The 24,260-nt window shown below is 68.3% G+C and carries 21 protein-coding genes and 2 tRNA genes; 8 read left to right on the plus strand and 15 right to left on the minus strand.

Annotated features, from left to right (window positions below; translation table 11 throughout):
- Nucleotides 1-3: 3 nt before the first annotated feature.
- The gene (locus ACIA8G_RS14140; protein ID WP_396418842.1) at nt 4-1,386 is read right to left on the minus strand and encodes a PLP-dependent aminotransferase family protein; all 1,383 of its coding nucleotides are present in this window, start codon (nt 1,384-1,386) and stop codon (nt 4-6) included.
- Between the two features lie 67 nt (nt 1,387-1,453).
- On the opposite strand from ACIA8G_RS14140, the gene ACIA8G_RS14145 reads away from it, so the two are divergent.
- Nucleotides 1,454-2,098: a pyridoxamine 5'-phosphate oxidase family protein gene (locus tag ACIA8G_RS14145; RefSeq protein WP_396418843.1), complete on the plus strand. Its 645-nt coding sequence runs from the start codon at nt 1,454-1,456 to the stop codon at nt 2,096-2,098.
- Here ACIA8G_RS14145 and ACIA8G_RS14150 read toward each other — a convergent pair.
- From ACIA8G_RS14150 to ACIA8G_RS14165, 4 genes are all read right to left on the minus strand, one after another.
- Nucleotides 2,079-2,537 carry a cysteine dioxygenase gene (locus tag ACIA8G_RS14150; RefSeq protein ID WP_396418844.1) on the minus strand — a complete coding sequence of 153 codons (459 nt, stop codon included), beginning with the start codon at nt 2,535-2,537 and terminating at the stop codon, nt 2,079-2,081. The genes ACIA8G_RS14145 and ACIA8G_RS14150 overlap by 20 nt on opposite strands.
- A gap of 118 nt (nt 2,538-2,655) precedes the next feature.
- Nucleotides 2,656-3,723 (minus strand): cystathionine gamma-lyase, encoded by a 1,068-nt coding sequence (locus tag ACIA8G_RS14155; RefSeq protein WP_396418845.1) that lies wholly within the window; start codon nt 3,721-3,723, stop codon nt 2,656-2,658.
- A complete protein-coding gene (locus ACIA8G_RS14160; protein WP_396418846.1) occupies nt 3,720-4,730 on the minus strand; it encodes an NAD(P)H-dependent glycerol-3-phosphate dehydrogenase in 1,011 nt (336 codons plus the stop codon). Before ACIA8G_RS14160 ends, ACIA8G_RS14155 begins: the two co-directional genes overlap by 4 nt.
- Nucleotides 4,731-4,734: 4 nt before the next feature.
- Complete coding sequence (locus ACIA8G_RS14165; protein ID WP_396418847.1) at nt 4,735-5,442, minus strand: lysophospholipid acyltransferase family protein; 708 nt, start codon at nt 5,440-5,442, stop codon at nt 4,735-4,737.
- A gap of 79 nt (nt 5,443-5,521) precedes the next feature.
- Here ACIA8G_RS14165 and cofC point away from each other — a divergent pair, with 79 nt between their 5' ends.
- The 3 genes from cofC to ACIA8G_RS14180 all read left to right on the plus strand — a co-directional run bounded on the left by cofC (nt 5,522) and on the right by ACIA8G_RS14180 (nt 8,457).
- On the plus strand, nt 5,522-6,145 hold the full coding sequence (gene cofC / locus ACIA8G_RS14170) for a 2-phospho-L-lactate guanylyltransferase (protein ID WP_396418848.1): 624 nt from the start codon (nt 5,522-5,524) through the stop codon (nt 6,143-6,145).
- A 53-nt stretch (nt 6,146-6,198) separates the two neighbouring features.
- On the plus strand, nt 6,199-7,170 hold the full coding sequence (locus ACIA8G_RS14175; protein ID WP_396418849.1) for a hypothetical protein: 972 nt from the start codon (nt 6,199-6,201) through the stop codon (nt 7,168-7,170).
- Between the two features lie 135 nt (nt 7,171-7,305).
- On the plus strand, nt 7,306-8,457 hold the full coding sequence (locus ACIA8G_RS14180) for an acyltransferase family protein (protein ID WP_396418850.1): 1,152 nt from the start codon (nt 7,306-7,308) through the stop codon (nt 8,455-8,457).
- Here the strand turns inward: ACIA8G_RS14180 and ACIA8G_RS14185 are convergent.
- A complete protein-coding gene (locus tag ACIA8G_RS14185) occupies nt 8,373-9,815 on the minus strand; it encodes an LVIVD repeat-containing protein (RefSeq protein ID WP_396418851.1) in 1,443 nt (480 codons plus the stop codon). The genes ACIA8G_RS14180 and ACIA8G_RS14185 overlap by 85 nt on opposite strands.
- A 409-nt stretch (nt 9,816-10,224) precedes the next feature.
- Between ACIA8G_RS14185 and ACIA8G_RS14190 the strand changes: the two genes are divergently transcribed.
- Together ACIA8G_RS14190 and ACIA8G_RS14195 are read left to right on the plus strand one after the other, a co-directional pair.
- Complete coding sequence (locus ACIA8G_RS14190; RefSeq protein WP_396418852.1) at nt 10,225-12,504, plus strand: RNA degradosome polyphosphate kinase; 2,280 nt, start codon at nt 10,225-10,227, stop codon at nt 12,502-12,504.
- Nucleotides 12,504-13,421, plus strand: coding sequence for an NUDIX domain-containing protein (locus ACIA8G_RS14195; RefSeq protein WP_396419659.1), 918 nt, complete (start codon nt 12,504-12,506; stop codon nt 13,419-13,421). Before ACIA8G_RS14190 ends, ACIA8G_RS14195 begins: the two co-directional genes overlap by 1 nt.
- A gap of 562 nt (nt 13,422-13,983) precedes the next feature.
- Here ACIA8G_RS14195 and ACIA8G_RS14200 read toward each other — a convergent pair.
- From ACIA8G_RS14200 to leuC, 3 genes are all read right to left on the minus strand, one after another.
- A complete protein-coding gene (locus tag ACIA8G_RS14200; protein ID WP_396418853.1) occupies nt 13,984-14,646 on the minus strand; it encodes an HU family DNA-binding protein in 663 nt (220 codons plus the stop codon).
- 186 nt (nt 14,647-14,832) lie between these two features.
- A complete protein-coding gene (gene leuD, locus ACIA8G_RS14205) occupies nt 14,833-15,435 on the minus strand; it encodes a 3-isopropylmalate dehydratase small subunit (protein ID WP_396418854.1) in 603 nt (200 codons plus the stop codon).
- A 3-nt stretch (nt 15,436-15,438) separates the two neighbouring features.
- The gene (gene leuC / locus ACIA8G_RS14210; protein ID WP_396418855.1) at nt 15,439-16,845 is read right to left on the minus strand and encodes a 3-isopropylmalate dehydratase large subunit; all 1,407 of its coding nucleotides are present in this window, start codon (nt 16,843-16,845) and stop codon (nt 15,439-15,441) included.
- Between the two features lie 73 nt (nt 16,846-16,918).
- Here leuC and ACIA8G_RS14215 point away from each other — a divergent pair, with 73 nt between their 5' ends.
- Complete coding sequence (locus ACIA8G_RS14215; protein ID WP_053736944.1) at nt 16,919-17,620, plus strand: IclR family transcriptional regulator; 702 nt, start codon at nt 16,919-16,921, stop codon at nt 17,618-17,620.
- A gap of 518 nt (nt 17,621-18,138) precedes the next feature.
- Here ACIA8G_RS14215 and ACIA8G_RS14220 read toward each other — a convergent pair.
- From ACIA8G_RS14220 to ACIA8G_RS14230, 3 genes are all read right to left on the minus strand, one after another.
- Nucleotides 18,139-18,211, minus strand: a tRNA-Glu gene (locus ACIA8G_RS14220).
- A 137-nt stretch (nt 18,212-18,348) separates the two neighbouring features.
- Nucleotides 18,349-18,420 (minus strand) — tRNA-Gln (locus tag ACIA8G_RS14225).
- A gap of 149 nt (nt 18,421-18,569) precedes the next feature.
- Nucleotides 18,570-19,307, minus strand: coding sequence for an HAD family hydrolase (locus ACIA8G_RS14230; protein WP_396418856.1), 738 nt, complete (start codon nt 19,305-19,307; stop codon nt 18,570-18,572).
- A gap of 384 nt (nt 19,308-19,691) precedes the next feature.
- On the opposite strand from ACIA8G_RS14230, the gene ACIA8G_RS14235 reads away from it, so the two are divergent.
- Nucleotides 19,692-20,948 carry an FAD-dependent oxidoreductase gene (locus ACIA8G_RS14235; protein ID WP_396418857.1) on the plus strand — a complete coding sequence of 419 codons (1,257 nt, stop codon included), beginning with the start codon at nt 19,692-19,694 and terminating at the stop codon, nt 20,946-20,948.
- Here ACIA8G_RS14235 and ACIA8G_RS14240 read toward each other — a convergent pair.
- The 3 genes from ACIA8G_RS14240 to cimA all read right to left on the minus strand — a co-directional run bounded on the left by ACIA8G_RS14240 (nt 20,938) and on the right by cimA (nt 24,231).
- On the minus strand, nt 20,938-21,597 hold the full coding sequence (locus ACIA8G_RS14240) for a LuxR C-terminal-related transcriptional regulator (protein ID WP_396418858.1): 660 nt from the start codon (nt 21,595-21,597) through the stop codon (nt 20,938-20,940). The genes ACIA8G_RS14235 and ACIA8G_RS14240 overlap by 11 nt on opposite strands.
- A gap of 67 nt (nt 21,598-21,664) precedes the next feature.
- A complete protein-coding gene (locus tag ACIA8G_RS14245; protein ID WP_396418859.1) occupies nt 21,665-22,423 on the minus strand; it encodes a fumarylacetoacetate hydrolase family protein in 759 nt (252 codons plus the stop codon).
- A 194-nt stretch (nt 22,424-22,617) separates the two neighbouring features.
- Entirely contained in the window at nt 22,618-24,231 is a 1,614-nt protein-coding gene (cimA, locus tag ACIA8G_RS14250; protein WP_396418860.1) for a citramalate synthase, read from the minus strand.
- Between the last annotated feature and the right edge of the window lie 29 nt (nt 24,232-24,260).

Genomic DNA, 24,260 nt, shown 5'->3' on the forward strand with positions numbered 1-24,260 from the left:
ACCCTACCCGTTTGGGCGATTGTGCCTACTGAGCAGTTCAGTGAGCTGGGGCAGCGCGCTGATCAGCTGTTCTCGTGAGCACGCGCTGTAACCGATCGCGAGCCCGTGCCACCTCGCCCGGTTGACGAAGTGCCGTCCGAGACCGTCTACCCGCAGGCCTCTTTCGAGCGCCTGCTTCATGACCTCGCGCTCCTGTTCGGCGCTGGGCAGCAACACCACGACGTGCGCGCCCGCGTCGTCGCCGAGCACCTCGATGCCCGCCTCCGCGAACGTGCCGATGATCAACGCCCGGCGCTCGGACAGCTCCCGGCGCAGTTTGCGCAGGTGCCGGCCGAGGTCGCCGGTCCTGGCGAGCTCGACGACGACCCGCTGGCCCGCGGCCGACGGGCTGGTGCCGGTGAGATCGCGGTGCTCCAGGACGGCCGTGGCGATGTGCTCGGGCGCGACCATCCAGCCCGCGCCCAGCGTCGGGGTGAGGATCTTGCTCGTGGTACCGAGGTGGACCACGACGTCCGGGGCGAGCGCGGCCAGTGACGGCAGCGGTGCCACGTCGTAGCGCAGCTCACCGTCGTAGTCGTCCTCGATGACGAGCCAGCCGTCCTTGCGCGCCCGTTCGACGAGCGCGACCCGCCGGCCCGCGGACATGCGGCCGCCCAGCGGGTACTGGTGGGCTGGCGAGCAGTAGACAGCCCGCACGCCCGCCGGAACGGCATCGGGAAGCAGGCCCTCGGCGTCCACCGCCGCCTGGACGACCTTCAGGCCGTTGGCCCGGAAGACCCCCACCGCGCGTTGGTAGCCGGGTTCTTCCACGGCCACGACATCGCCGCGCTTGAGCACCGCGACCGCGATCTCGGTCAGCATCGCGGTGGTGCCGCCGGTGGCCAGCACCGGATCGGCGTTGACGGCCAGACCGCGGTGGCGCAGCAGGTGCTCGGCGATGACCTCCCGGTACTCGGGCAGGCCGGCGCGCTCGGGGCGGGACAACGGAGGTGTGTCGGCCGCGGCGCGCCACGCCCTGCGCCAGGCCGCGCGGTCGAGGCCGCTCGCCCACGGCGCGCCGGTGCCCAGGTCGACGAAGTCGGTGACGGCGGGGGCCACCGGCTTGCGCACACGTTTGCGCAGCGAGCCGGGCGGGGTCGTGGTGACGTAGGTGCCGGAACCGTGCCGGCCCGCGATCCAGCCTTCCGCGTGGAGCTGCTCGTAGGCGGCGGCCGTGACGGTGCGGGACACACCGAGCGATTCGGCCAGCGCTCGCGTGGACGGGAGGCGGTCGCCCGCGCGGAGCCTGCCTTCCGAGGCGGCGGAGCGCAGGGCGTCGGCCAGCTGGACGGCGAGGGGTTCGGCGGACTCGCGGTCGAGGGCTACGGGCAGCGCGGTCTCCGGCAAAGTGGCCTTCTCATATCGATGGAAACTGGCGCTTCAATGATGCCACTTCAGGCAGCACAGTGGGAGCATGACCGCTGACCTGCAGCTCTCCCCCACCCCGCGCAGCACGCCCGTCCGCGGCAAGAAGCGGGCCGTCGAAGACCGCCAGGTGCTCTACGACATCCTCGACGCCGGCCTGGTCTGTCACCTCGCCGTGGAGGTCGACGGTGCGCCGTTCCTCATCCCGACCGCGTACGGGCGGGACGGCAACCGCATCTTCCTGCACGGGTCGACCGGATCACGGTCCATCAGGAGCATGCTCGAAGGCAAGGACGTTTGCGTGGCCGTCACGCTCGTGGACGGCGTCGTCTACTCGCGCTCGGTCTTCCACCACTCGATGAACTACCGCTCGGCGATCATCCACGGCACCGCGAAGATCGCCGAGGACCCCGAGCACGCCCTTCGCACGATCGTCGAGCACGTCACGCCGGGCAGCTGGGACTACGCGCGCAGCCCGTCCAAGAAGGAGCTGGCGCAGACGGCCGCGCTGGAGATCGACCTCACCGAGGCCAGCGTGAAGGTGCGCGACGGCGGGCCCGGCGAGGAGCCGTCCGACCTCGAGGCGAACCTCGTGTGGGCCGGGCACATGCCGCTCGTCACGACGTGGGGCGCGCCGGTGCCGCACGAGACGGACAAGGCCGTCCCGCCGCACGTCAGCGCACGGGGCCGTTGACCGGGTCGTAGCGGTACGGGGTCATGGCGCGTGTGCCGTGGCGGTAGACGTGGATCGACACGGCCGGATCCACACCGTCGTTGCGCACCTGGTGCACGTAGCCCGGCCCCCACACGCGTGACTGACCGGCGTGAAGTGAGTGCACGACCTGAATGCGAGTCGTCACCACCTCGGTCAGCAGGCCGCTGACCACGGTGAACGCACCGGAGGTCGTGTCGTGGTCGTGCAGCGAGGCGACCTGGCCGGGGAGCCAGCTCATCAGCCAGATCTCCTGGTCGGCGGTCTTGTCGACCAACGCCGAGAAGCGCTCTTCCGGGTCGTACCGGAGCAGGTGCTTCCAGCGGTCGCGGTCGGCCGCCCACGCGAGCGCTACCCGGACCGGGTGCAGCAGGTGGGTGTTTTCAGGCAGAACGACGCTGTTCTCAGGAACGGCGAACATCGGGGAAAAGTCCTTACCGGGCGAGTGCGCGAAAAGAGGACGCGGGACTATCGCCGGGTACAACAGCAACATGCGTTGAAGGACATGACGCAGAGGGTCCCGGAACCGGGACCCTCCGTCAATCCAGTCCCAAAGCGTGGGACACGTCCGCGACCAGATCCCGAGTGTCCTCACAGCCAGCCGAGAAACGGACGAGTCCCTCGGGCACCGGGTCGCCGAACTGGGCGCGCCGGTCCGCCGTGGAGTGCAGGCCACCGAACGACGTCGCCGCCGACACCAGCTTCGAGCGCGCCAGGAACTCGTCGACCGCTGCCACATCGGGAAGTTCGAACGTCAGCACGCCGTTGAACCGCCGCATCTGCTGCGCCGCCACGAGGTACGCGGGATCGTCGGACGCGCCGGGCCAGCGCAACCCGGCCACGCGGCCCTTCAGCAACTCGTAGATCGCCGCCGCGTTCTCCGCCTGCCGCGCCAGCCTCAGGTCGAGGGTTCCCAGGCCGCGCAACGCGAGCCAGGTCTCGAACGGGCCGGGGATCGCGCCGGACATGGTCCGCGCGGCCCGCACCTTGGTCGCCAGCTCCGCGGAAGCCATCGTCACGTGTCCGAAAAGGACATCGCTGTGGCCCGCGACCGCCTTGGTGTCCGAGGCCACCACGATGTCCGCGCCCAGCTCCAACGGCCGCTGCCCCAGCGGGGTCGCGGTCGTGTTGTCCACGGCCACCAGCGCGCCTGCCTCGTGCGCCGCGTCGACCAGGGCCGCGATGTCGCACACGTCCAGGCCGGGGTTCGACGGCGTTTCCAGCAGAACCAGCTTGACGCCCTCGAAGGACGGATACGGCCCGGCGGTGGGCACCTCGACCACGCGGACGTCCATTTCGGACACGAACTTGCGGGTCAGGAAGTAGCCGTCCGACGGCAGCACCAGAGTGTCCCCAGTGGACAGCACGGTGCGCAGCAACGTCGAGATCGCCGCCATCCCGGACGGGAAGACGACGCACTCGCCGCCCTCCAGCGACCCCAGCGCGTCTTCCAGCGCCCGCCACGTCGGGTTGCCCGCGCGGCCGTAGTAGTCAGGCCCGCCGAGGTGGTACGCCGACGCGAACACCGGCTGCGCACCGAACGGTTCGCCCGGCGCACCCTGAACCGCGTGCACGACCCTCGTGCCGTCACCCAAGGATTCGGTCACTGGCGTTCGTGCTTCCGGTCGCGGCCGAGCAGCGCGGCACCGAGGTCACGCGCGCCGAGCCCGTCGTGGCACACCATGTGCACGCCATCGGTGATCGGCATGTCCACGCCGTTCGCCCGCGCCAGCTCGCGGATCGAGGAGCACGACTTCACGCCCTCGGCCACCTGCCCGTGCGCGGCCTCCTGCGCCTGCTCCAGCGTCTCGCCCCGGCCGAGCCGCTCACCGAAGGTCCGGTTGCGCGACAACGGCGACGCGCAGGTCGCCACCAGGTCGCCGAGCCCGGCCAGGCCGGCGAACGTCAGCGGGTCGGCGCCCAGCGCCGCGCCCAGGCGTGCGGTCTCGGCGAGCCCGCGGGTGATGATCGACGCCATCGTGTTGTCGCCGTACCCGAGACCGGCGGCCATGCCGCACGCCAGCGCGATGACGTTCTTGCACGCCCCGCCCAGCTCGCAGCCGACCACGTCGGTGTTGGTGTACGGGCGGAAGTAGCTGTTCGAGCACGCCTGCTGCAGGTCGACCGCGCGGTTGTGGTCCGTGCAGGCGATGACGGTCGCGGTCGGCTGCCCGACGGCGATCTCCTTGGCCAGGTTCGGCCCGGACACGACGGCCACCTGCGACTCGTCGACACCGGCGACCTCGCGGATCACCTCGCTCATCCGCTTGAGCGTGCCGAGCTCGACGCCCTTGGACAGCGACACCAGAGTCGCGTCCGGCGGCAGCAGTTCCTTCCAGGCCGACAGGTTGACGCGCAACGTCTGCGACGGCACCGCGAGGATCACGGCGTCCGCGCCGTCCAGCGCCTTGGCCGGGTCGGACGTCGCCGTCAGGTTCGCCGGCAGTTCGATCCCGGGCAGGTAGTCGGCGTTCACGCGGGTCTCGGTGATGCGCGAGGCCACCTCCTGGCGCCGCGCCCACAGCACGACCTCGGGGCCGGAGTCCGCGACGACCTTCGCGAACGTCGTGCCCCACGAACCGGCGCCGAGCACCGCAACGCGTTCGATTCCCATGCGCTCAGGCCTTCCTCGGTCCGTAGAAGCCCTCGGGGGCCGGCTGCTGACGTACCTCGGCGAGGTGGTCCTTGACGTGGTTCATCAACAGGTCGGTGACCTCGCGCAGCATCGGGAGCGTCTCCTCCTTGCCGCGGTACGCGGAGAGGTCGACCGGCTCACCGACGAAGTGGGTGATCGTCTTGCGCGGGAACGGCCGGAACTTCTTCGCGTAGTGGTTGTAGAGGTCGAGCGTGCCCCAGCGGGCGACCGGGATGACCGGGCCGTCGTGCTGCAGCGCGAGCCGCGCCACGCCGGTGCGGGAGTTCGCGGGCCAGCCGTCGGGGTCCTTGGTGATCGTGCCCTCCGGGTAGATCACCACCACCTGGCCGGTCTCCAGCGCCTTGTGCGCCTCGCGCAGGCTCTGCTGCGCGTCCGAGCTGCCCCGGTAGACCGGGATCTGCTTCGCGCCCTTCAGGATCGAGCCCATGATCGGCACGTTCCACAGGCTGTGCTTCGCGAGGAAGTGCGGCACCCGGTAGCTGCGGTGCACGAACACCGCGTCGTAGCAAGGGTCGAGGTGCGAGATGTGGTTCATGACCAGCAGCGCCGAACCCTGGCGCGGGATGCGGTCGCCGTGCAGGATCTTGTGCCTGCCCAGCACGAACGACATCGGGTAGACGATCGCCGCGGCGACACCGACCCAGAAGCCGCCCTTCTCCCTCTTGGCCACGTGGCCTCTCCTCACTCCCATGACCTGCGTCAACTGCGCCCGCAAACACACTAGTCCGCAGATCGTGGACTATGACGAGGTGCGGGATGAAGTTGACCTAGTGGTTCCGGTCAAAACGCTCGACAGGGCCAAGACCAGGCTGACCAGCGCGACAGGTGGAGATCCGGTGTCGCACGCGGCGCTGGCGCTGGCGCTCGCCATGGACACGGTGAGTGCCGCCGCGGCCACGGCGGGAGTCCGCCGCGTGGTCACGATCACATCGGACCCGGCCGTGGCGTCTGAAATGGCGGCGCTGGGTGTCGAGTCGCTGCCAGAACCTGCGGAGCCCGGACTCAACGCAGCCCTGAAGCACGGCGCGCGCATGCTCCGTTCACCACGCGTCGGCGCGCTCCAGGCCGACCTGCCCGCTCTCAAGCCGGACGAACTTCAGGCCGCCCTCGAAGCGGCAGACGGCAGGCGCGCGTTCGTCCCGGACCGCCAGGGCACCGGCACGACGCTGTTGCTCGCCGCGCCCGGCGGTGAGCTCGACCCGCGGTTCGGCGTGGGGTCGGCCGGCCATCACCGGATTTCGGGCGCAGCAGCCCTCTTCGGACCGTGGCCGTCGCTGCGCTGTGACGTGGACACAGAAGAGGATCTGCGACTCGCGGTGATGCTCGGACTCGGCGTGCACACCGCGAACGCCTTGCCCGCCTGGACAACCTGAGCAGTCCTCACGCGTCTTCCGGGTCACGGGGGTGATCACGACTTGGGAGATAGATGCGAGCGCTCATGGCGCTGGCGGCGATCACGGCCATCGCAGGCTGTGTCGCCGCTGTGCCGATCGACCGGCCATCCGACTACACCGCACCGAGCAAGCTCCGGTCGTGCCGAGTGGACCTGCCGCAGGGCTGGAAGGACGAGCTGTCCCGCAACAAGAGCGAGGCAGGCCCGCACGAGCAGGTGACCATCGTCGGCGCGAACGAGGACGCGGGCACCACGCTGGTGAGGACCACGCGCAACAGGACCACCGAACTCGTGCTGCGCGACAGCAAGAAACGCCAGCAAGTCATGGCGGTGCAGGACGACGCCCAGCTCTTCGGCGTCGAGTTCGACGGCCGCTGGGTGACGTTCTCCACGACCCCGAGCCCCTCCGACCGCACCACGACCACCTACGCGTGGGACTCGCGCAACGACGGCGCGCCCGTGCGGATCGGTGACAGCGGCGCCGTGGTGCACAACGGCAAAGCCGCCTGGTCCGACGCCAAGGGCGTGCACCTCTACGACCTCGTGAAGAAGAAGGACAGGATCGTCGGCCAGGGCAAGGAGCCCGCGTTCCTCGGCGACACGGTCATGTGGCTGCAGGACGGGAAGTTCCGTGCCGAGGTGGCGTTACCGGAGCCGCTCAGGAACGCCAAGCCCGACAGCGTCGCGTCTGACGGGCGCACGGTGGTGTGGACGCAGGCCGATGCGCTGCACGGCTGGCGCGAAGGCTGGACCGAACCGCGCGAGCTCGCCGGGATCAAGAACCCGCCCAAGGCTGAGGGCATCGTGTTCCCGCGGGTCAGCGGCGACTTCGTGTCCTGGCAGTCGGAGTCGTCGTACGTGACGGACATCCGCAGCCGTGCCACCGCGCACACGACCGAAGGCGCGTACTGGCTGGAGGTCCACGGCGGAGCGCTGACACAGCAAGGTTCGCGCGTGGCCGCTACCGCACCACTGTCGGCGCTTTCACCGTTGAAATCCTGTTAACGCAGTGATGAACGCCACGAAAATGTTGTTTCGGGCAACGTGACGGGGAACCCCGGCACCTTTACATCCGTATCCCTCAATAACTCGACGTACCCCCCGGCGTCGGGCCCCGACGCGTTGCTGAGGTGTTCCTGCATGAAGTCGTTGACGCACGCCGACTACCTGGCGTTGCGCCGCTTTCCCGCGCTTGACGGCCTCCGGGCCATTGCCGCGGTGCTGGTGGTGTTCTTCCACTACGGGGGACCGGATTGGCTGCAGGGCTGGGCGGGGGTCCAGATGTTCTTCGTCCTCAGCGGATTCCTGATCACCACGCTGATGCTGCGCGAGGAGCGCGGCAGCGGCCGGATTTCGCTGAAGGAGTTCTACCTGCGCCGGGGGTTCCGGATTCTGCCGGTGTACTTCGTGATCCTGCTGGTGACCGCGGCCGGCTCGGCGATCGCGGGCACGTTCACGAGCAACGGCATCGGTCCCGCGCTCAAGTACTTCCTCACGTTCACCAACGAGTTCGCCGGCGGCAGCCCGTACGGACAGTCGTGGTCGCTGGGCATCGAGCAGAAGTTCTACCTGGTCTGGCCGCTGGTGGCGATCGCGCTGGGCACCGTCGTGCTCAAGCGCCGCGCCGGTGCCGCCGCCCTCGGCATGCTGCTCGCGCTCGTGGTCGTGAACTTCACCGCGTCGCACAGCAATCCCGGCTGGCCGCTGCACTACTTCTCGATCCTGACCGGTGTGCTGCTCGCCGTCGCGCTGCACAGTCAGCGCGGATTCGCACTGCTGCGCCCGCTCACGAATCCTGTCGTTCAGCTGTGCGTCTCAATCGGATTCATCTGCGTGCATCTGGGTGTGAAGCCGATCGCCGGTTTCCTCGACGGGATCAACGGAATTCCCGGCCACGTGCTGGTCATTCCGGTGTACGCGCTCGCCACGGCCGTGCTGCTGACGGCGATGATCTCGCCGGGACCGGTCACGACTTTCCTGTCCACGAAGCCGATGCAGTTCGTCGGTGAGCGCTCGTACTCGCTTTACCTCGTGCAGACGATCGCGGCGACGATCATCGCGTTCTTCTGGCCCGCTTTGTCCGGTATCGGGCAGTCCGTGGTGGTCACCGCGCTGGGATTGGCGCTGGCGAGCGTTCTCTACACGACCGTGGAGATCCCGATGATCAACCTCGGCCGCCGGGTGATCGCCCGCCAGCGCGCAAAGGATCAGCAGGGTGCGCCGCAGGCTCCCACGCCGCAGTCCGCGCCGGAGTCCTCCCGGCTCGCGACCATCGGGCAGGCCCAGCCGTAGAACGGGTTCGGGGCGAGCGGCACGGGTTCCCGGTCGCTCTCCCTGGCCAGTTCCCTGGCGTGGTGCTCGGTCAGCGTCACGTTCGTGCCGCTCGCCTGCGCGTCGAACGCGCCCTTCTCCAGTTCGAGGATCTCGACTCCGCGCGAGATGTCCGCGACGAACACCGTGTTGCGATGCCAGTACGGCGCCCACGACGTGGCCGTGTCCGGCCGCCAGTAGCCGATCTGGATCGGCTTGGCCGGGTTGGAGATGTCGAGCAGGCGGGTGCCCTGGTTGTACCAGGAGTAGGCGACGATCCGCTTCTGCACGTCGAAGTAGTGCGCCGAGCACGTGACGTTGCCGGGGATCGTGCCCTCCTGGTCGTCCGGGCTCCAGATGCCGACGGTCTTCATCTCCTTGGGCTGCTCGCCCCAGCCCTCACCGTTGTGCGTGCCCTTGAGCGACGAGATGACGAAACGGCCCTCGGTCTTGCACGTGGGCGAGCCGAACGCCTCCTCGGTGTGCAGCAGGAGACTGCCCGCCGGGTTCTCGGGCGTGGGGCGCGGCCCGTCGTCGAGCGTGCGGCCGATCGGCCGGAACGAGTTGTGCGTGAACGAGGTCGGCATGTCGGCCTTCGGCACGGTGCCGCCCGCGTACGCGACCGGGTCCCACGCCTTCGCCTCGCGGTACTTGCCGCTCAACGGGTCGCGGTGCCAGCCCTGCGTCCAGTAGCCACGCGTGCCGTCGTCGCCCGCCACCCAGGCGATGCCCTGGGCGTCGACCTGGACGTCGTGCGTGATCTTGCCCTGGCCCGCCTTGCCCCGGACGTCGATCGAGACCGGGAGTTCTTTCGGGTTCTTCGGATCGCGGATGTCCGTGACGAAGATCCGCCCGGTCTTCGCGTCCGACCTGTCGAGGCCGGCCGTCCACAGGTAGGAGCAGTCGTTGATGCACGTGGACGTGTGACCGGTGTTCTGCCGGTGGAAGCTCAGGATCTTGAGGTCGGCCGGGTCCACAGCGGACACGATGTAGTTGCCGGTCGGACGGTCACCGGGCAACGCTCGCCCGAACGAGTTGACCTCACGCGCGAGGAACGCGAGCTTGCGCTTGGGGTCGACGTTGATGTCCTCGTTCTCCCAGAAGCGCTTCGTCGGGTCGTCGCCCGGCAGCGCCATCTCCTCCTTGGTGAGGTGGTCGAGGAGCTTGGGCTGGTCCAGGTCGGTGACGTCGAACGTCTTCAGCCCGGTCTCCATGCTGACGAACGCCACGTCGCGCTTGCCGTACTGGGCGAACGCGATCGAGATCGCCCGCTCGGTACCGGGAAGCGCGGCCTTGAGGCGCACGTTCTTGGCCGCCGCCTGCAGTCGAGGTTGATCCACCTTGGGAGTCTTGGGTTCGGCCGTCGCGGCCGTTGCCAGTCCTGCCGTGGTGAAGGCCAACAGGGTCGCCGCAGTCAATGTGGCAATAACCTTCATGGCTTGACCCTGGCAGTGCGCCGAATGAGACGTGTACCGACGAACGTCTAGGCTTCTGCTCCGTGCAGGCGACTGTGTCTACGTTTAACAGTGACGGCTCCGCCGTCGTCCTGCGAGATGACGGCGTTCTGGTCGATGTGAGCGCGGAAGCAGTCACTGCGGGTGGCTGGCGAATGCTGCGTCCGGGCCAGCGGGTGACCCTCGAACGTAGCCCTGACGGGGCCATCACCGCCCTTCGCCTGCCTGTTCTGTGACGAGGAGTTCACCAGTCAGTCGTCCTGGGCAGGGGCGCTCGCGGCGATAGTGCGGAACAATGCCGGTCGTGAGCAAGGACGACTCTGACGGCAAGGCGACCCCTCGACGTCGCGCGGCGGCACGAGCCAAGGCCGAGGCGGCGACCCCGCGCAAACAGCCTCGTGCGGCGACCAGGCGGGTTTCCACGACGCGGGCGAAGGTCCAGCGGGAGCCCGATGCCGCCGCCCCGTTGCGCGGGGTGCCCTCAGCGCCGCCCGCGGTGACGTCGAGCATCCTGCCCACCGACCTGCCGGACGACCGGTACTTCAACCGTGAACTGTCCTGGTTGGACTTCAACGCCCGCGTGCTCGCGCTGGCCGAGGACTCCTCGCAGCCGCTGCTGGAGCGCGCGAAGTTCCTCGCGATCTTCGCCTCGAACCTGGACGAGTTCTACATGGTCCGGGTCGCTGGCCTGAAGCGCCGGGCCGAGACCGGCCTCTCGGTGCGCAGCGCGGACGGGCTCACGCCGCGCGAGCAGCTCGTGTCGATCTCCAAGCGCTCGCAGGAACTCGTGGAGCAGCACGCCCGCGCGTTCCTCGACCACATCCGGCCCGGTCTGGAAGAGCACCGGATCAGCATCGTGTCGTGGGGCGACCTCACCGACTACGACCGGCTGCGGCTCTCCAACTACTTCAGCGAGCAGGTCTTCCCGGTCCTCACGCCGCTGGCGGTCGACCCGGCGCACCCGTTCCCCTACATCTCCGGGCTCTCGCTGAACCTCGCGGTGACCGTGCGCGACCCGGAGGGCGGCGGCGAGCGGTTCGCCCGGGTGAAGGTGCCGGACAACGTGCCGCGCCTCGTTCGGGTGGAGGCGGACCGGTCGTCCTCCTCGGCGACCTTCCTGCCGCTGGAGGAACTCATCGCCGCGCACCAGGGCGAGCTGTTCACCGGCATGGAGGTCCTCGAGTGCCACGCGTTCCGCGTGACGCGCAACGCGGACCTCGAGGTCGAGGAGGACCGCGACGAGGACCTGTTGCAGGCGCTCGAACGCGAGCTCGCCCGGCGCCGGTTCGGGCCGCCGGTGCGCCTGGAAGTGGCCGACGACATGACCGAGCACATGCTCGAGTTGCTGCTGCGGGAGATGGAGGTCGACCCGCACGACGTCGTGACCGTGCCCGGCCTCCTCGACCTGTCGTGCCTGTGGCAGCTCTACGGCATCGACCGCAAGACGTTGAAGGAACCGGCGTTCGTGCCGGCGACGCACCCGGCGTTCGGTGAGCGCGAGACGCCCAAGAGCGTGTTCGCGACGCTGCGCGAGGGCGACGTGCTGGTGCACCACCCGTACGACTCGTTCTCCACGTCCGTGCAGCGCTTCATCGAGCAGGCCGCCGCGGACCCGCACGTGCTCGCCATCAAGCAGACGCTGTACCGCACCTCGGGTGACTCGCCCATCGTGGACGCGCTCATCGACGCGGCCGAGGCGGGCAAGCAGGTCGTGGCGCTGGTCGAGATCAAGGCGCGCTTCGACGAGCAGGCGAACATCAAGTGGGCCCGCACGCTGGAGAAGGCGGGCGTGCACGTGGTCTACGGCCTCGTGGGCCTCAAGACGCACTGCAAGACGTCCTTGGTGGTGCGCCAGGAAGGCTCGACGATCCGCCGCTACTGCCACATCGGCACCGGCAACTACAACCCGAAGACGGCGCGGTTGTACGAGGACGTCGGCATCCTGACCGCCGAGCCGACGATCGGCGCGGACCTGACCGATCTGTTCAACGTGCTGACCGGCTACGCGCGTCAGGACGAGTACCGCAGCCTGCTGGTCGCGCCGTACGGCGTCCGCAAGGGCATCGTGGAGCGGATCAACCGCGAGATCGAACAGGCCCAGGCAGGCGAACCTTCCGGCGTGCGCATCAAGGTGAACTCGCTCGTGGACGAACAGGTCATCGACGCGCTGTACCGGGCGTCGCAGGCTGGCGTGCCCGTCGACGTGGTCGTGCGCGGCATCTGCGGCCTGAAGCCGGGTATCAAGGGGCTGTCGGAGAACATCCAGGTGCGCTCGATCCTCGGGCGCTTCCTGGAGCACTCGCGCATCTTCCACTTCGTCGCCGGCGACGAGTACTGGATCGGCAGCGCGGACATGATGCACCGCAACCTCGACCGCCGTGTCGAGGTCGCCCTGCGCGTGGCCGACCCCAGGCTGACCAAGCAGCTGGCGGAGATGTTCGACTCGGCGCTCGACGCGCACACGCGCTGCTGGGTGCTGCGCGCTGACGGAGAATGGGAAGCGTCACCGTCCGACGGGACATCGGTGCGCGACCACCAAATGGAACTGCTGCACAAGCACGGAGCTCTTGGGTGATCAAAGCTGCTGGGGCGGTGCTCTGGCGCGATGCCGACGGTGACGTCGAAGTCGCGATCGTGCACCGCCAGCGATATGACGACTGGTCGCTGCCGAAGGGAAAGCTGGATCGAGGCGAGACGGTCCCCGCCTGCGCGGTGCGCGAGATCCTCGAGGAGACCGGGTACTCCTGCGTGCTCGGCCGCCACCTGCGACAGGTGTCGTACGAGGTTCGGTCGGTTCCGAAGACGGTCGACTACTACGCGGCCGAGGCGGTTTCCGGCTCTTTCGTGGCCAACGAAGAGGTGGACGAGCTCCGGTGGCTGCCGGTCGCCGCTGCTTCGGAGTTGCTGACCTACGAACCGGACCGCGCCGTGCTGGAGGAGTTCGCTCGCCTGCCCGCCGACCTGTTGCTGGTGTTGCTGGTGCGGCACGCGAAGGCTGGGAAGCGGTCCGAGTGGGACGATGACGACGACCTGCGGCCGCTCTCCGACGCCGGCTGGCGACAGGCTGAGGCCCTTCGTTCGTTGCTACCGCTGTGGGCGCCGGTGCGCGTCCACACTGCTCCTCGGGTGCGTTGTGCGGACACCGTGCGAGGCGTAGCCGTGGATTTGGCCGTGGACATGGTCGAGGAGCCTCGGTTGTCCGAGGAGGGCTACTGGCCCGACCCGGAGGCCGGTCTCGTGCGCCTGCTGGAGGTCGCCGCCGAGGAGGGCCGTGCGGTCATCTCCTCACAGGGCGGGGTGATCCCGTCGGTGGTGCAGACGCTGGCCGAACTCGGTGGTGCGCGGAAGTCCGAGACCCCGTCCAAGAAGGGCAGCGTGTGGGTGCTGGCCTTCACCCGGCCGTTCGGCACCTGGTCCACTTCGGACTCGCCTTCGCGCTGGCCAACGCTGGTGTCGGCGCATTACCTGGCCTCGGCGCTGCCTCGCCCCTGAGGGCTCTGCCGATCGTTTTCAGACCGCCGTCTTTCCGGCCCGCGAAAGTTCGCCTCAGGCAACGAAGTGGGCGGGGAAGGCGGCGGTTTCGCTTGTGCGGAGCGCTGTCGCAGGCGTGCAGGCGTTATTTCTATTGGTGTATCGGGCGTTCGGAGACGCCACCGCGGGAGCTCCGCCGAATAGAAACTCTGAACGCTTCCCCAGTGCCGAACGTGCGCGCGGAGATGCTTCTCCGGCCTTCTCGCCTCGTGCCGGCCGTTCCCGTTAGTACGTCTGCATGTTCTGCCGCCGCACCGTCCGCAAATGCGAACCAGTCGGCTTCCCAGCAGGTCAGAGGCTTTCTGGCGATCTCTCCCAAGCGCACCAAGAGCTTCTTCGAGCCCGTCGGCGGCCTCCCTGACGCCCCAGGGCCTTCCTCGAGCTCCCGAGACGCTTCCCAGGCGTGCCAGCGCCTTCGGCAGGCGCCTTACCCCAGGCACGCGGAAGGCCCCGGTGTGCGCACACCGGGGCCTTCCGCGTGTTGAGCCGAAGTGACGCAGCCTCCTACCTGAGGAGGCCCGTCTCACTTCTTCTTGGCAGCAGGCTTGCGAGCAGCCGGCTTGGCAGCAGCCTTGGCGGCCGGCTTGGCAGCGGGCTTCGCTGCGGCCGTCGTCTTGGCAGCGGGCTTCTTGGCCGCAGTGGCCTTCGCAGCCGGCTTCGCCGCAGCCTTGGTGGCGGTCGCCTTCGCAGGCGCCTTGGCAGCCGGCTTCGCGGCAGCCGTGGTGGTGCGACGGGTCGCGGGCGCCTTGGTGGCGGCCGCGGCCGTGCGAGTGCGCGTCGTGGTCGCGCGGGTGGTGGTCGCACGGGTCGTCGCGGCCTTGGTAGCAGGCGCCTTCGCAGCCGCGGGCTTCGCAGCGGCAGCAGCAGCCGGCTTGGCAGCAGCCTTCACGGCAACAGCCTTCGGCAGCTTCTTCGCACCGCTGATGACGTCCTTGAACGTCGAGCCGGGGCGGAACGCGGGCACGTTGGTCTTCTTGACCTTCACGGTCTCGCCCGTGCGCGGGTTGCGCGCGGTGCGAGCCGCACGGGCGCGCTTCTCGAAGACGCCGAAGCCCGTGATGTTGACCTTCTCGCCCTTGTTGACGCTGCGGACGATCACGTCCACGAGGCCATCAACAGCAGCGCCGGCGGTCTTCTTGTCTCCAAGGCGCTCGGCGAGCGCCTCGATGAGCTGGGCCTTATTCACCGTCAGTCCCTCCCAGGACGCTCCCGGCCCTAAGCGTCGGGCCGACTAGAACGCAACGGTAGGCCCAAATCGCAAGAAATACCAATCGCCACGCCAGATTTTTCGTTGTGGCGTGGCTAATTGCGCCCCTTCGAGGGACAGGAGGCGCCGGATTCGCCCCTCTGAAGGGGAGAATCCGGCCCCCTCTCAGACGGCCGGAAGTGGATCCGTTGTGGGCAGCCAAGTCTGGCGATTGCCCTCGAATCCGCTGATCTCGGCCTCATGGCGCAGCGTCAAAGCGATGTCGTCGAGGCCTTCCAGGAGGCGCCAGCGGGTGTAGTCGTCGATCTCGAACGGGGCAACCAAGTCCTTGGCGCGAACGGTCTTGTCGGTGAGGTCCACGGTGACCGGCGTGCCGGGTTCGGTCTCGAGCAGCTTCCACAGCAACTCGACATCGGACTGGCTGCACTGCGCCGCCACGAGCCCCTGCTTGCCCGAGTTGCCCCGGAAGATGTCGGCGAAGCGGGACGACACGACCACGCGGAAGCCGTAGTCCATCAACGCCCAGACGGCGTGTTCCCGAGAGGACCCGGTGCCGAAGTCGGGGCCCGCCACGAGGACGCTGCCCGACTTGAAGGGCTCCTGGTTGAGGATGAAGTGCTCGTCCCCGCGCCAGGCGGCGAAGAGCCCGTCCTCGAACCCGGTGCGCGTCACCCGCTTGAGGTAAACGGCCGGGATGATCTGGTCGGTGTCCACGTTGGACCGGCGCAGCGGCACGCCGACGCCGGTGTGGGTGGTGAAGGCGTCCATGGCTCAGTTCTCCAGGTCTGCGGGGGCGGACAGGGTGCCGCGCACGGCGGTGGCGGCGGCGACGAGCGGCGAAACGAGATGCGTCCGGCCGCCCTTGCCCTGCCTGCCCTCGAAGTTGCGGTTGGAGGTCGACGCGCTGCGTTCGCCGGGCGCGAGCTGATCCGGGTTCATCCCAAGGCACATCGAGCAGCCGGCCTGCCGCCACTCGGCGCCCGCGTCCAGGAACACCTTGTCCAGACCCTCGTCCTCGGCCTGTTTGCGCACCCGCATCGAACCGGGGACGACCAGCATCCGTACTCCAGAAGCGACGTGCTTTCCCTTCAGCACGTCCGCGGCGGCCCGCAGGTCCTCGATGCGCCCGTTCGTGCACGAGCCGAGGAAGACGGTGTCCACGTGGATGTCGCGCAGCGGCATGCCGGGCTCCAGGCCCATGTACGTCAGTGCCTTCTCGGCTGCCACGCGCTCGTTCTCGTCCGCGATCGCCTCGGGGTCCGGCACGTTCGCGCCGAGCGGCAGGCCCTGTCCGGGGTTCGTGCCCCACGTGACGAACGGCGTGAGGACGTTGGCGTCGAGGTGCACTTCCGCATCGAAAGTCGCGTCGTCGTCAGTCCGCAGCGTCTTCCAGTACTCGACGGCCGTGTCCCAGTCCGCGCCGGACGGCGCGTGCGGACGGCCCTCGATGTAGTCGAAAGTCGTCTGGTCCGGTGCGATCATGCCGGCGCGCGCGCCCGCCTCGATCGACATGTTGCAGACCGTCATGCGTGCTTCCATCGACAACTTCTCGATCGCCGCGCCGCGGTACTCGAGCACGTAGCCCTGCCCGCCGCCCGTGCCGATCTTCGCGATGACCGCGAGAATGATGTCCTTGGCCGTGACGCCCGGTCCGAGCTCACCGTCGATGTTGATGGCCATCGTCTTGAACGGACGCAACGGCAACGTCTGCGTCGCCATCACGTGCTCCACCTCGGACGTGCCGATGCCGAACGCCAGCGCGCCGAACGCACCGTGCGTGGACGTGTGACTGTCGCCGCACACCACCGTCATCCCCGGCTGCGTGAGGCCGAGCTGCGGCCCCACGACGTGGACGATGCCCTGCTCGAAGTCCCCCATCGGGTGCAGGCGCACCCCGAACTCCGCGCAGTTGCGGCGAAGCGTCTCGACCTGCGTGCGCGACACGAGGTCCGCGATCGGCTTGTCGATGTCGACGGTCGGGACGTTGTGATCCTCGGTGGCGATCGTGAGATCGGCCCGCCTCAGCCCCCGCCCGGCGAGACGCAACCCGTCGAACGCCTGAGGACTGGTGACTTCGTGCAGCAGATGGAGGTCGATGTAGAGCAGGTCCGGCTCCGCACCACTGCCGTGGCGCACAACGTGTGCCTCCCACACCTTCTCCGCGAGCGTGCGGCTCATCGCGACATCTCCCACATTATGGACGCGCCGACAGATCTGGACTTCTCACTGTCTGGGAAGTTAGTATCGGCTTGTGGGACAGCATAGCGGGATCGGCGTGCTGGACAAGGCAGTGGCCGTGTTGAACGCCGTAGCAAAAGATCCGTGCGGCCTGGCCGAGTTGTGCAATCGCACCGGCCTACCGCGAGCAACCGCGCACCGCCTGGCCGTGGGCCTCGAGGTGCACCGGTTGCTGCGCCGAGGCTCCGACGGCCGCTGGCGCCCAGGCGCCGCACTGGCCGAACTGGCCGGCGGCGCGACAGACCCCTTGCTGGACGCGGCCTCCTCCGTGTTGCCGCGCCTGCGCGACATCACCGGCGAAAGCGTGCAGCTCTACCGCCGCGACGGCATGCAACGCGTCTGCGTCTCCTCGGCAGAGCCTCCGTCAGGCCTGCGCGACACCGTGCCGATCGGCGCCCGCCTCCCCATGACGGCAGGCTCAGGCGCCAAAGTCCTGGCCGCCTGGTCGGACCCAGGCACCCAACGCGCCGTCCTGGCAGACGCCGTCTACGGCGAACGCACCCTCCTGGAAGTCCGCCGCCGAGGCTGGGCCCAAAGCGTGGCAGAACGAGAACCAGGCGTGGCCTCAGTCTCAGCCCCAGTACGAGACTCCTCAGGCGCCGTAGTAGCAGCAGTCTCAGTAAGCGGCCCCATAGACCGAATGGGCCGCCGCCCAGGAGCCCGCTGGGCGGCAGACCTACTAGCAGCAGCCGAGGCCCTACAAAGCCGCCTCTAACACCCACCCCACCAGTGGCCGCCCTCCCCCAGGAGAGGCGGCCACTGGCGCAAGAACCCCTCCGACACGCCGCCCCTTCAGACCGACACGCCACACGAACCCGTCTCAGCTGGCCCCTCAGACAGCGAAAACCGGCCACGGCGCCGTGGCCGCCTGAGGCGGAGCAGGAGACACGGCGACACAAAGGGGGGACTCGGTGAATGCAGGTACGGGACGGGAAACGAAACAAAGGCCGGCGACAGAAGGCGCACCACGGCCGAAATAGGCAGCCGCACCCATTCACCAAACGCAACATCGCCCAAGTGACGCCAGCCACACCAACAAATTCGACAAGCGAAGCGAAGTCGCTCTCAACCCATGATGGCGAGCGAAGCGAAGCCCCAGCCATCAATCATGGGCAACCTACCGGGGGTCCGGGGGCGGAGCCCGCCGGCTGGGGGTCTGGGGGCTCGGCCCCCAGAGGACATAGCGAAAGAGGCCCGCGAGCGCGTTCCGCTCGCAGACCTCTACCACCTCTGTAGCCCCGAAGGGATTCGAACCCTCGCTACCGCCTTGAGAGGGCGGCGTCCTAGGCCGCTAGACGACGGGGCCCTAGAACTTCTTGCCGGGAGAACCTTATCAGATCATTCTGTCCGGTCCAAATCGGCTATTCAGTTCGTTTTCAAGCTTTTCTTGCCATCGTGCTCAGTTGCTTCGAAAGTTACCCGAAGGCAGTTCTTCCGCAGCAGCTGGGGTACCAGGACTCGAACCTAGACTAACTGAACCAGAATCAGTCGTGCTGCCAATTACACCATACCCCATTGGCTTTCACGATCGACTTCGGTGTCCCGAAGGAGTTCCGAGGCTCTCGTTGCTGCCGGGAGAAATACTAGACCACGGGGCTGCCAGAAGTGAAATCGGCCCCCACCTGGAGGCAAACTGCCAGGTGAGGGCCGGTTTCGGAGGCCGTTCAGGCGGTGGCGGCGCTCAGCTCGCAGACGAGGAGCTCTGGCAGTTCCGCCAGCCCCGTGATGGAGGACAGGCCGGCGGGCAACGTGCCACCGGTCGGGCCCGTCCGGTTGATCCAGACGCCGTGCATTCCGGCGTCGCGCGCTCCGATCGCGTCGGCGTGCAGGCGGTCTCCCACGTGGACCGTGTCGCCGGGCGGGACGCCCAGGGCCAGGCACGCCGTGTGGAAGATCACGCGGTCCGGCTTGGCGCAGCCGACCTCGCCGGCGATCAGCACCGCGTCGAAGTACTCGGAGAGGCCGAGCTGGGCGATCTTCACGCGCTGGTGGCGGCCGGAGGCGTTGCTGATCGCGGCGATGGGCAGACCGGTGGCTCGCAGCCAGTCGAGCATCGGGATCACGTCCGGGAACAGGCACCAGCCGGCCGAGAGGACCTCCTGGCGGGCCAGTTCGCGGCGGGTCGCTTCCTCGAGCGACAGCTCCTCGCCGAGAGCGGCGAAGAAGGCTTGGGTGCGGATGTTGCGCATCGACTCGTACTGGAGTTCACCGGCGAGCTGGCGGGCGACGTGGTCGTCGGTGATTCGCTGCCACAACGACCAGGCGTCGGCGTTACCGACCATCGAGGCCAACGCGGCGCGCGAGGAAGTGCTGTAGTCGACAAGTGTGTCGTCGACGTCCAGGCACACAGCGCGGATCTCGCCGGTTCTCTTACGCGTGAAAGTCGGGGACGCAGTTGTCACCCCGGAAGGTTAGGTGCGCGGGGGCCTCGTCCGATTCGGCTAACGAGGTGATTCCTGTGGGTCCTTGCACGATCAAGCAGACCTTGAGGCCCCGAACGAACTAGTCGCACTCGTCCGAGCGCCGAACGCAATCACCCGGTCGAGTGTTGTTCGGCGACTCGAGCAGCTCTGCCCGAACGGGCGATTCCGCGAGCGCGACACCATAGCTCGCAGCGCAAGGTTTCGCATCAGCTGCAACCTTTTCGAGGCCTGGAGCCCCAGACAGTCCACAGAGGACGACCGCCCCCGGCGGGCGAGCCACGCCACACGGAACACGGCTTGACGACTGCGGCGATCAAGAGCATGCTGAGTTTATTCAACGCCCGTTGAAAAGAGGGGATCGAGATGGAGAGGACCACCTGCCTCGTCGTCGGAGGCGGACCTGCGGGGATGGTGCTGGGGCTGCTGCTGGCGCGCGGTGGCGTCGAGGTCACGGTGCTGGAGAAGCACGCCGACTTCCTGCGCGACTTCCGCGGCGACACGGTGCACGCGTCGACGCTCACGCTGCTGGACGAGCTGGGGCTGGGGCCCGCGTTCGAGCAGGTGCCGCACCAGGACGTCGACAAGATCGAGGCGCTGCTCGACGGCGGCGCCAAGGCCACGGTCGCCGATCTGCGCCGGTTGCCCGGCCCGAACAAGCGCATCGCGATGGTGCCGCAGTGGGACTTCCTCGACTTGCTGGCGGACGCGGGCAAGCTCGAGCCGGCGTTCACGCTGCGGATGAACACCGAAGTCACCGGAATCACCAAGAGTGGCAACAAGGTCACCGGCGTGCGCTACCGGGACCGGATCGACGGCCACGAGGGCGAGATCGCCGCCGACCTCGTCGTCGCGGCGGACGGGCGGGGTTCGATCCTGCGCTCGGCGGTGGACCTACCGGTCTACCGGTTCGGCGCGCCGATGGACGTGTGGTGGTTCCGCTTGCCGCGCAAGGAGAACGATCCGGTCCAGGGCGGCGCCGGCCGGTTCAGCGCGGGCAGCGGGCTCGTGCTCATCCCGCGCGGCGAGTACTTCCAGTGCGCTTTCTTGATTCGCAAGGGAACGGACCAGGCGGTGCGCAGCGAGGGCGTCGAGAAGTTCCGCGACCGCGTGCGCACGCTCATCCCGTGGCTCGCGGACCGCGTGGACCACATCCGGAGCATCGACGACGCGAAGCTGCTCGACGTGAAGCTGGACCGGTTGCGGCAGTGGCACGTCGACGGCCTGCTGTGCATCGGTGACGCGGCGCACGCGATGTCACCGGTCGGCGGTGTGGGCATCAACCTGGCCGTGCAGGACGCGGTGGCGGCCGCCGGGCTGCTCGCGAAGCCGTTGCGGCTGGGCACGGTCACGGGCGGGGTGCTCGCGAAGGTGCGCAGGCGCCGGTTGTTCCCGACCGTGGTGATCCAGACGGTGCAACGGGTCATCCACCGGCTGTTCCTCGGCCGCAAGCTCAACAGCACCGAGACGGTCTCCAGCACGGGCATGCCGTTCCCGCTGAAGGTGGCGCAGCGCTTCCCGTTCCTGCAGGCGATCCCGGCGTACGTGATCGCGATCGGGCCGAGGCCGGAGCACGCACCGGACTTCGCGCGGCGTGCACCGCAAACGATCGCTAGGTCGTGACGAAGGTGTCCGACGACTCACCGAGCACCATCGCCACGGCGTGAGCCCGATCCCGGGCGCCCAGCTTGCGCAGGATCGCCTTGACGTGGGTCTTCACGGTGTCGTTGCTGATGAAGAGCCGCTGGGCGATGCGCGAGTTGTCCATCCCCTTCGCCATCTCGGCCAGCACGTCGAACTCCCGTGCCGACAGCTGGCCGAGCGAGGCAGGCGGCGGCATCCGCCCCGGTAAGCGCGCCAGCGACCCCACCCGTGCGTCGATCGTGGCGGGAGCACCCCGCACCGCGGCCGCGATGAGCGGCAGCAACTCGGCCACGGGTGAGGTCTTGAGCAGGTAGGCGACGGCGCCGGCGTCCAGCGCCGCCTGGGCCCAGCTCGGACTGTCCGCATTGGACAGCACGACCACACGGGCGCCCGGCCGGTACTGCGCCGTGTCCCGCACGGTGCGCAGCGGACCGGCGCCCGGCACGTCGAAATCTGTGACGACCAGGTCCACCAGGACGCCGCGCAGACAGCGCGCAGCGTCGGCCACGGTGTGGGCGATACCCACAACGCGGAAGCAGTGCGTGCGGTGCAGCGAGATCCGCAGCCCCTCGGTGATGAGCTGCGAACCGTCGACGAGCAGCACACGGGTGGACGCCAGGTCCGTCATGACACCGGGAAGTTACTCGCGGGTACCCAGCTGCGTAACCTGCCGGACGCCGGATTGCTCTGAACGGCTACCTATTTGCGACCGGATTGGTGAGCGTGCCAAGGCCATCCACAGTCACGGAGACTGTCTGTCCGGCCCTGATCGGCCCGACACCGGCCGGCGTCCCGGTCAGGATCACGTCGCCCGGCAGCAGCGTCATGATCCCGGAGATGTACTCGATGAGCGACGGAATGTCGTGCACCATCAACGAAGTACGCCCGTCCTGTTTGACTTCCCCGTCAACTTCGGTGACGACGCGGACGTCGGAGGGGTCGAACTCCGTTTCGATGAACGGACCCATCGGGCAGAACGAGTCGAAACCCTTGGCCCGCGTGAACTGCACGTCCTTCTTCTGCAGGTCGCGTGCCGTGACATCGTTGGCGATGGTGTAGCCCATCACGACGCTCATCGCCTTGGCCTTCGACACCTCGCGGCACGGCTGGCCGATGATGACGGCAAGTTCGCCCTCGAAGTCGACGCGTTCGGACGCGGCCGGGAGCTTGATCTCCACGTTCGGGCCTACGACCGAGGTGTTGGGCTTCAGGAAGAGCAACGGGTTTTCGGGAACCTCGTTGCCCATCTCCTTGGCGTGGTCGGCGTAGTTGCGGCCGACGCCGATGATTTTGGTCGGCAGGATCGGCGCCAGCAGCCTGACGTCGCCCAACGGCCACTTGCGGCCGGTGAAGGTGGGCTTGCCGAAGGGGTGCTCGGCGATCTCTGCTGCTTCCTCGCCGTGGACGGCGACGAATGCAACACCTTGGGGATGAGCGATCCGGGCTATACGCACTGTGCCAGTTTAAGAGTAACCGGAGCATGAGTGGTGACTGTGCTTGTTCACGAGTAACAGGAGCATGAGTGGTGAACTCCCCGGAGGGAAGCGCCGGGGCGCATCAAGGGTGTCCGGGGAGCGCTGGCGTGCATCAAGCGTGCCAAGGGGAGCGCCGGGGCGCGCCGCGGGTGTCAGGGGCGCGCCCCGGCGCATCACGGGTGTCGACGAGGCGACAGCACTCGTAGTGACTTGTGGACAAGTGCGTCACACAGCGCCAGCCAGCTCGCCTCCACGATGTTGCCGTGCACGCCCACGGTCGTCCACTCCCGCTCGCCGTCCGTCGACTCCACCAGCACGCGGGTCACCGCATCCGTACCGGGATGCTCGGTGAGGATGCGCACCTTGTAGTCGGCCAGCTCCACAGTGTCCAACCAGGACAGATGCGGCAGCAACGCCTTGCGCAGGGCCGCGTCCAGCGCGTGCACGGGGCCGTTGCCCTCGGCGGTCGCGATGACCCGCTCCCCCGCCACGTGCACCTTGACCGTGGCCTCGGACACGATCTCGCCGTCCGAGCGGTGGTCCAGCACGACCCGGTAGGACTCCAGCGTGAACGGGGCCGGACCGTCCAGTTCGGACAGCTCGGTGCGCAGCAGGAGTTCCAGCGACGCGTCGGCTGCCTCGAAGGACCAGCCCTTGGCCTCCAGGTCCTTCACGCGCCGCAGCGCGCTGCCTACCTCGGTGCCCCGGCCGGCCAGGTCGAGCCCGAACTCACGTCCCTTGAGTTCGAGGCTCGCCCGACCGGCCATCTCGGTGACCAGCACCCGCATGTCGTTGCCGACGGTGTCCGGATCGATGTGGTTGTACAGCTCCGGATCCACCTTGATCGCGCTCGCGTGCAGACCCGCCTTGTGAGCGAATGCTGACGACCCGACGTACGCCTGGTGGGTGTCGGGTGCGATGTTCGCGATCTCGGCCAACGCATGGGAGACGCGGGTGAGCTCGGCCAGCGCTCCGGTCGGGAGCACCTCCATGCCGAGCTTGGTCACGAGGTTTCCCACGACGGCGAACAGGTCTGCGTTGCCTGCTCGCTCGCCGTATCCGTTGGCGGTGCACTGGACGTGCGTCGCGCCCGCCTGAACGGCCGCGAGGGTGTTCGCCACGGCGCAGGACGTGTCGTCCTGGCAGTGGATTCCTACTCGGAAACCGGTCTTCTCCACGACCTCGGCGACCGTCTCCGCCAGACCCAGCGGCAGCTGGCCGCCGTTCGTGTCGCACAGCACGACCACGTCCGCGCCACCCTCCACAGCGGACTCCAGCACCCTGAGGCTGGTGTCCGGGGAGAGCGCGTACCCGTCGAAGAAGTGCTCCGCGTCGAGGAAGACGCGCCTGCCGTGCTCGACGAGGAACCGGACGGTGTCGCGCACCATCCGCAGGTTCTCGTCGGCGTCGGTGCGCAGTGCGCGTTCGATGTGCCGCAGGTCCGACTTGGCCACCAGCGTCACGACCGGTGTCTGCGCGTCCAGCAATGCTTTGACCTGCGGGTCGTCTTCCACCTTGACCCCGGCCTTGCGGGTCGCGCCGAACGCGACCAGCTCGGCGTGCTTGAGCTCCAGTTCGCCCGCTGCCGCCTTGGCGAAGAACTCCGTGTCCTTGGGCAGTGCGCCGGGCCAGCCGCCCTCGATGAACCCGACGCCGAGCCCGTCCAGCAGGCGCGCGACCGCGAGCTTGTCCGTGACGGAGTAGGAAATGCCCTCACGCTGCGCGCCGTCGCGCAACGTCGTGTCGTAGACGTGGAAGTCGTCAACAGGGCCGGCCATCTCGGTCATCTCCTCATCAGGACAAACAAAAAGACCCC

Source organism: Lentzea sp. NPDC051213 (assembly GCF_044455585.1).
GTDB lineage: Bacteria > Actinomycetota > Actinomycetes > Mycobacteriales > Pseudonocardiaceae > Lentzea.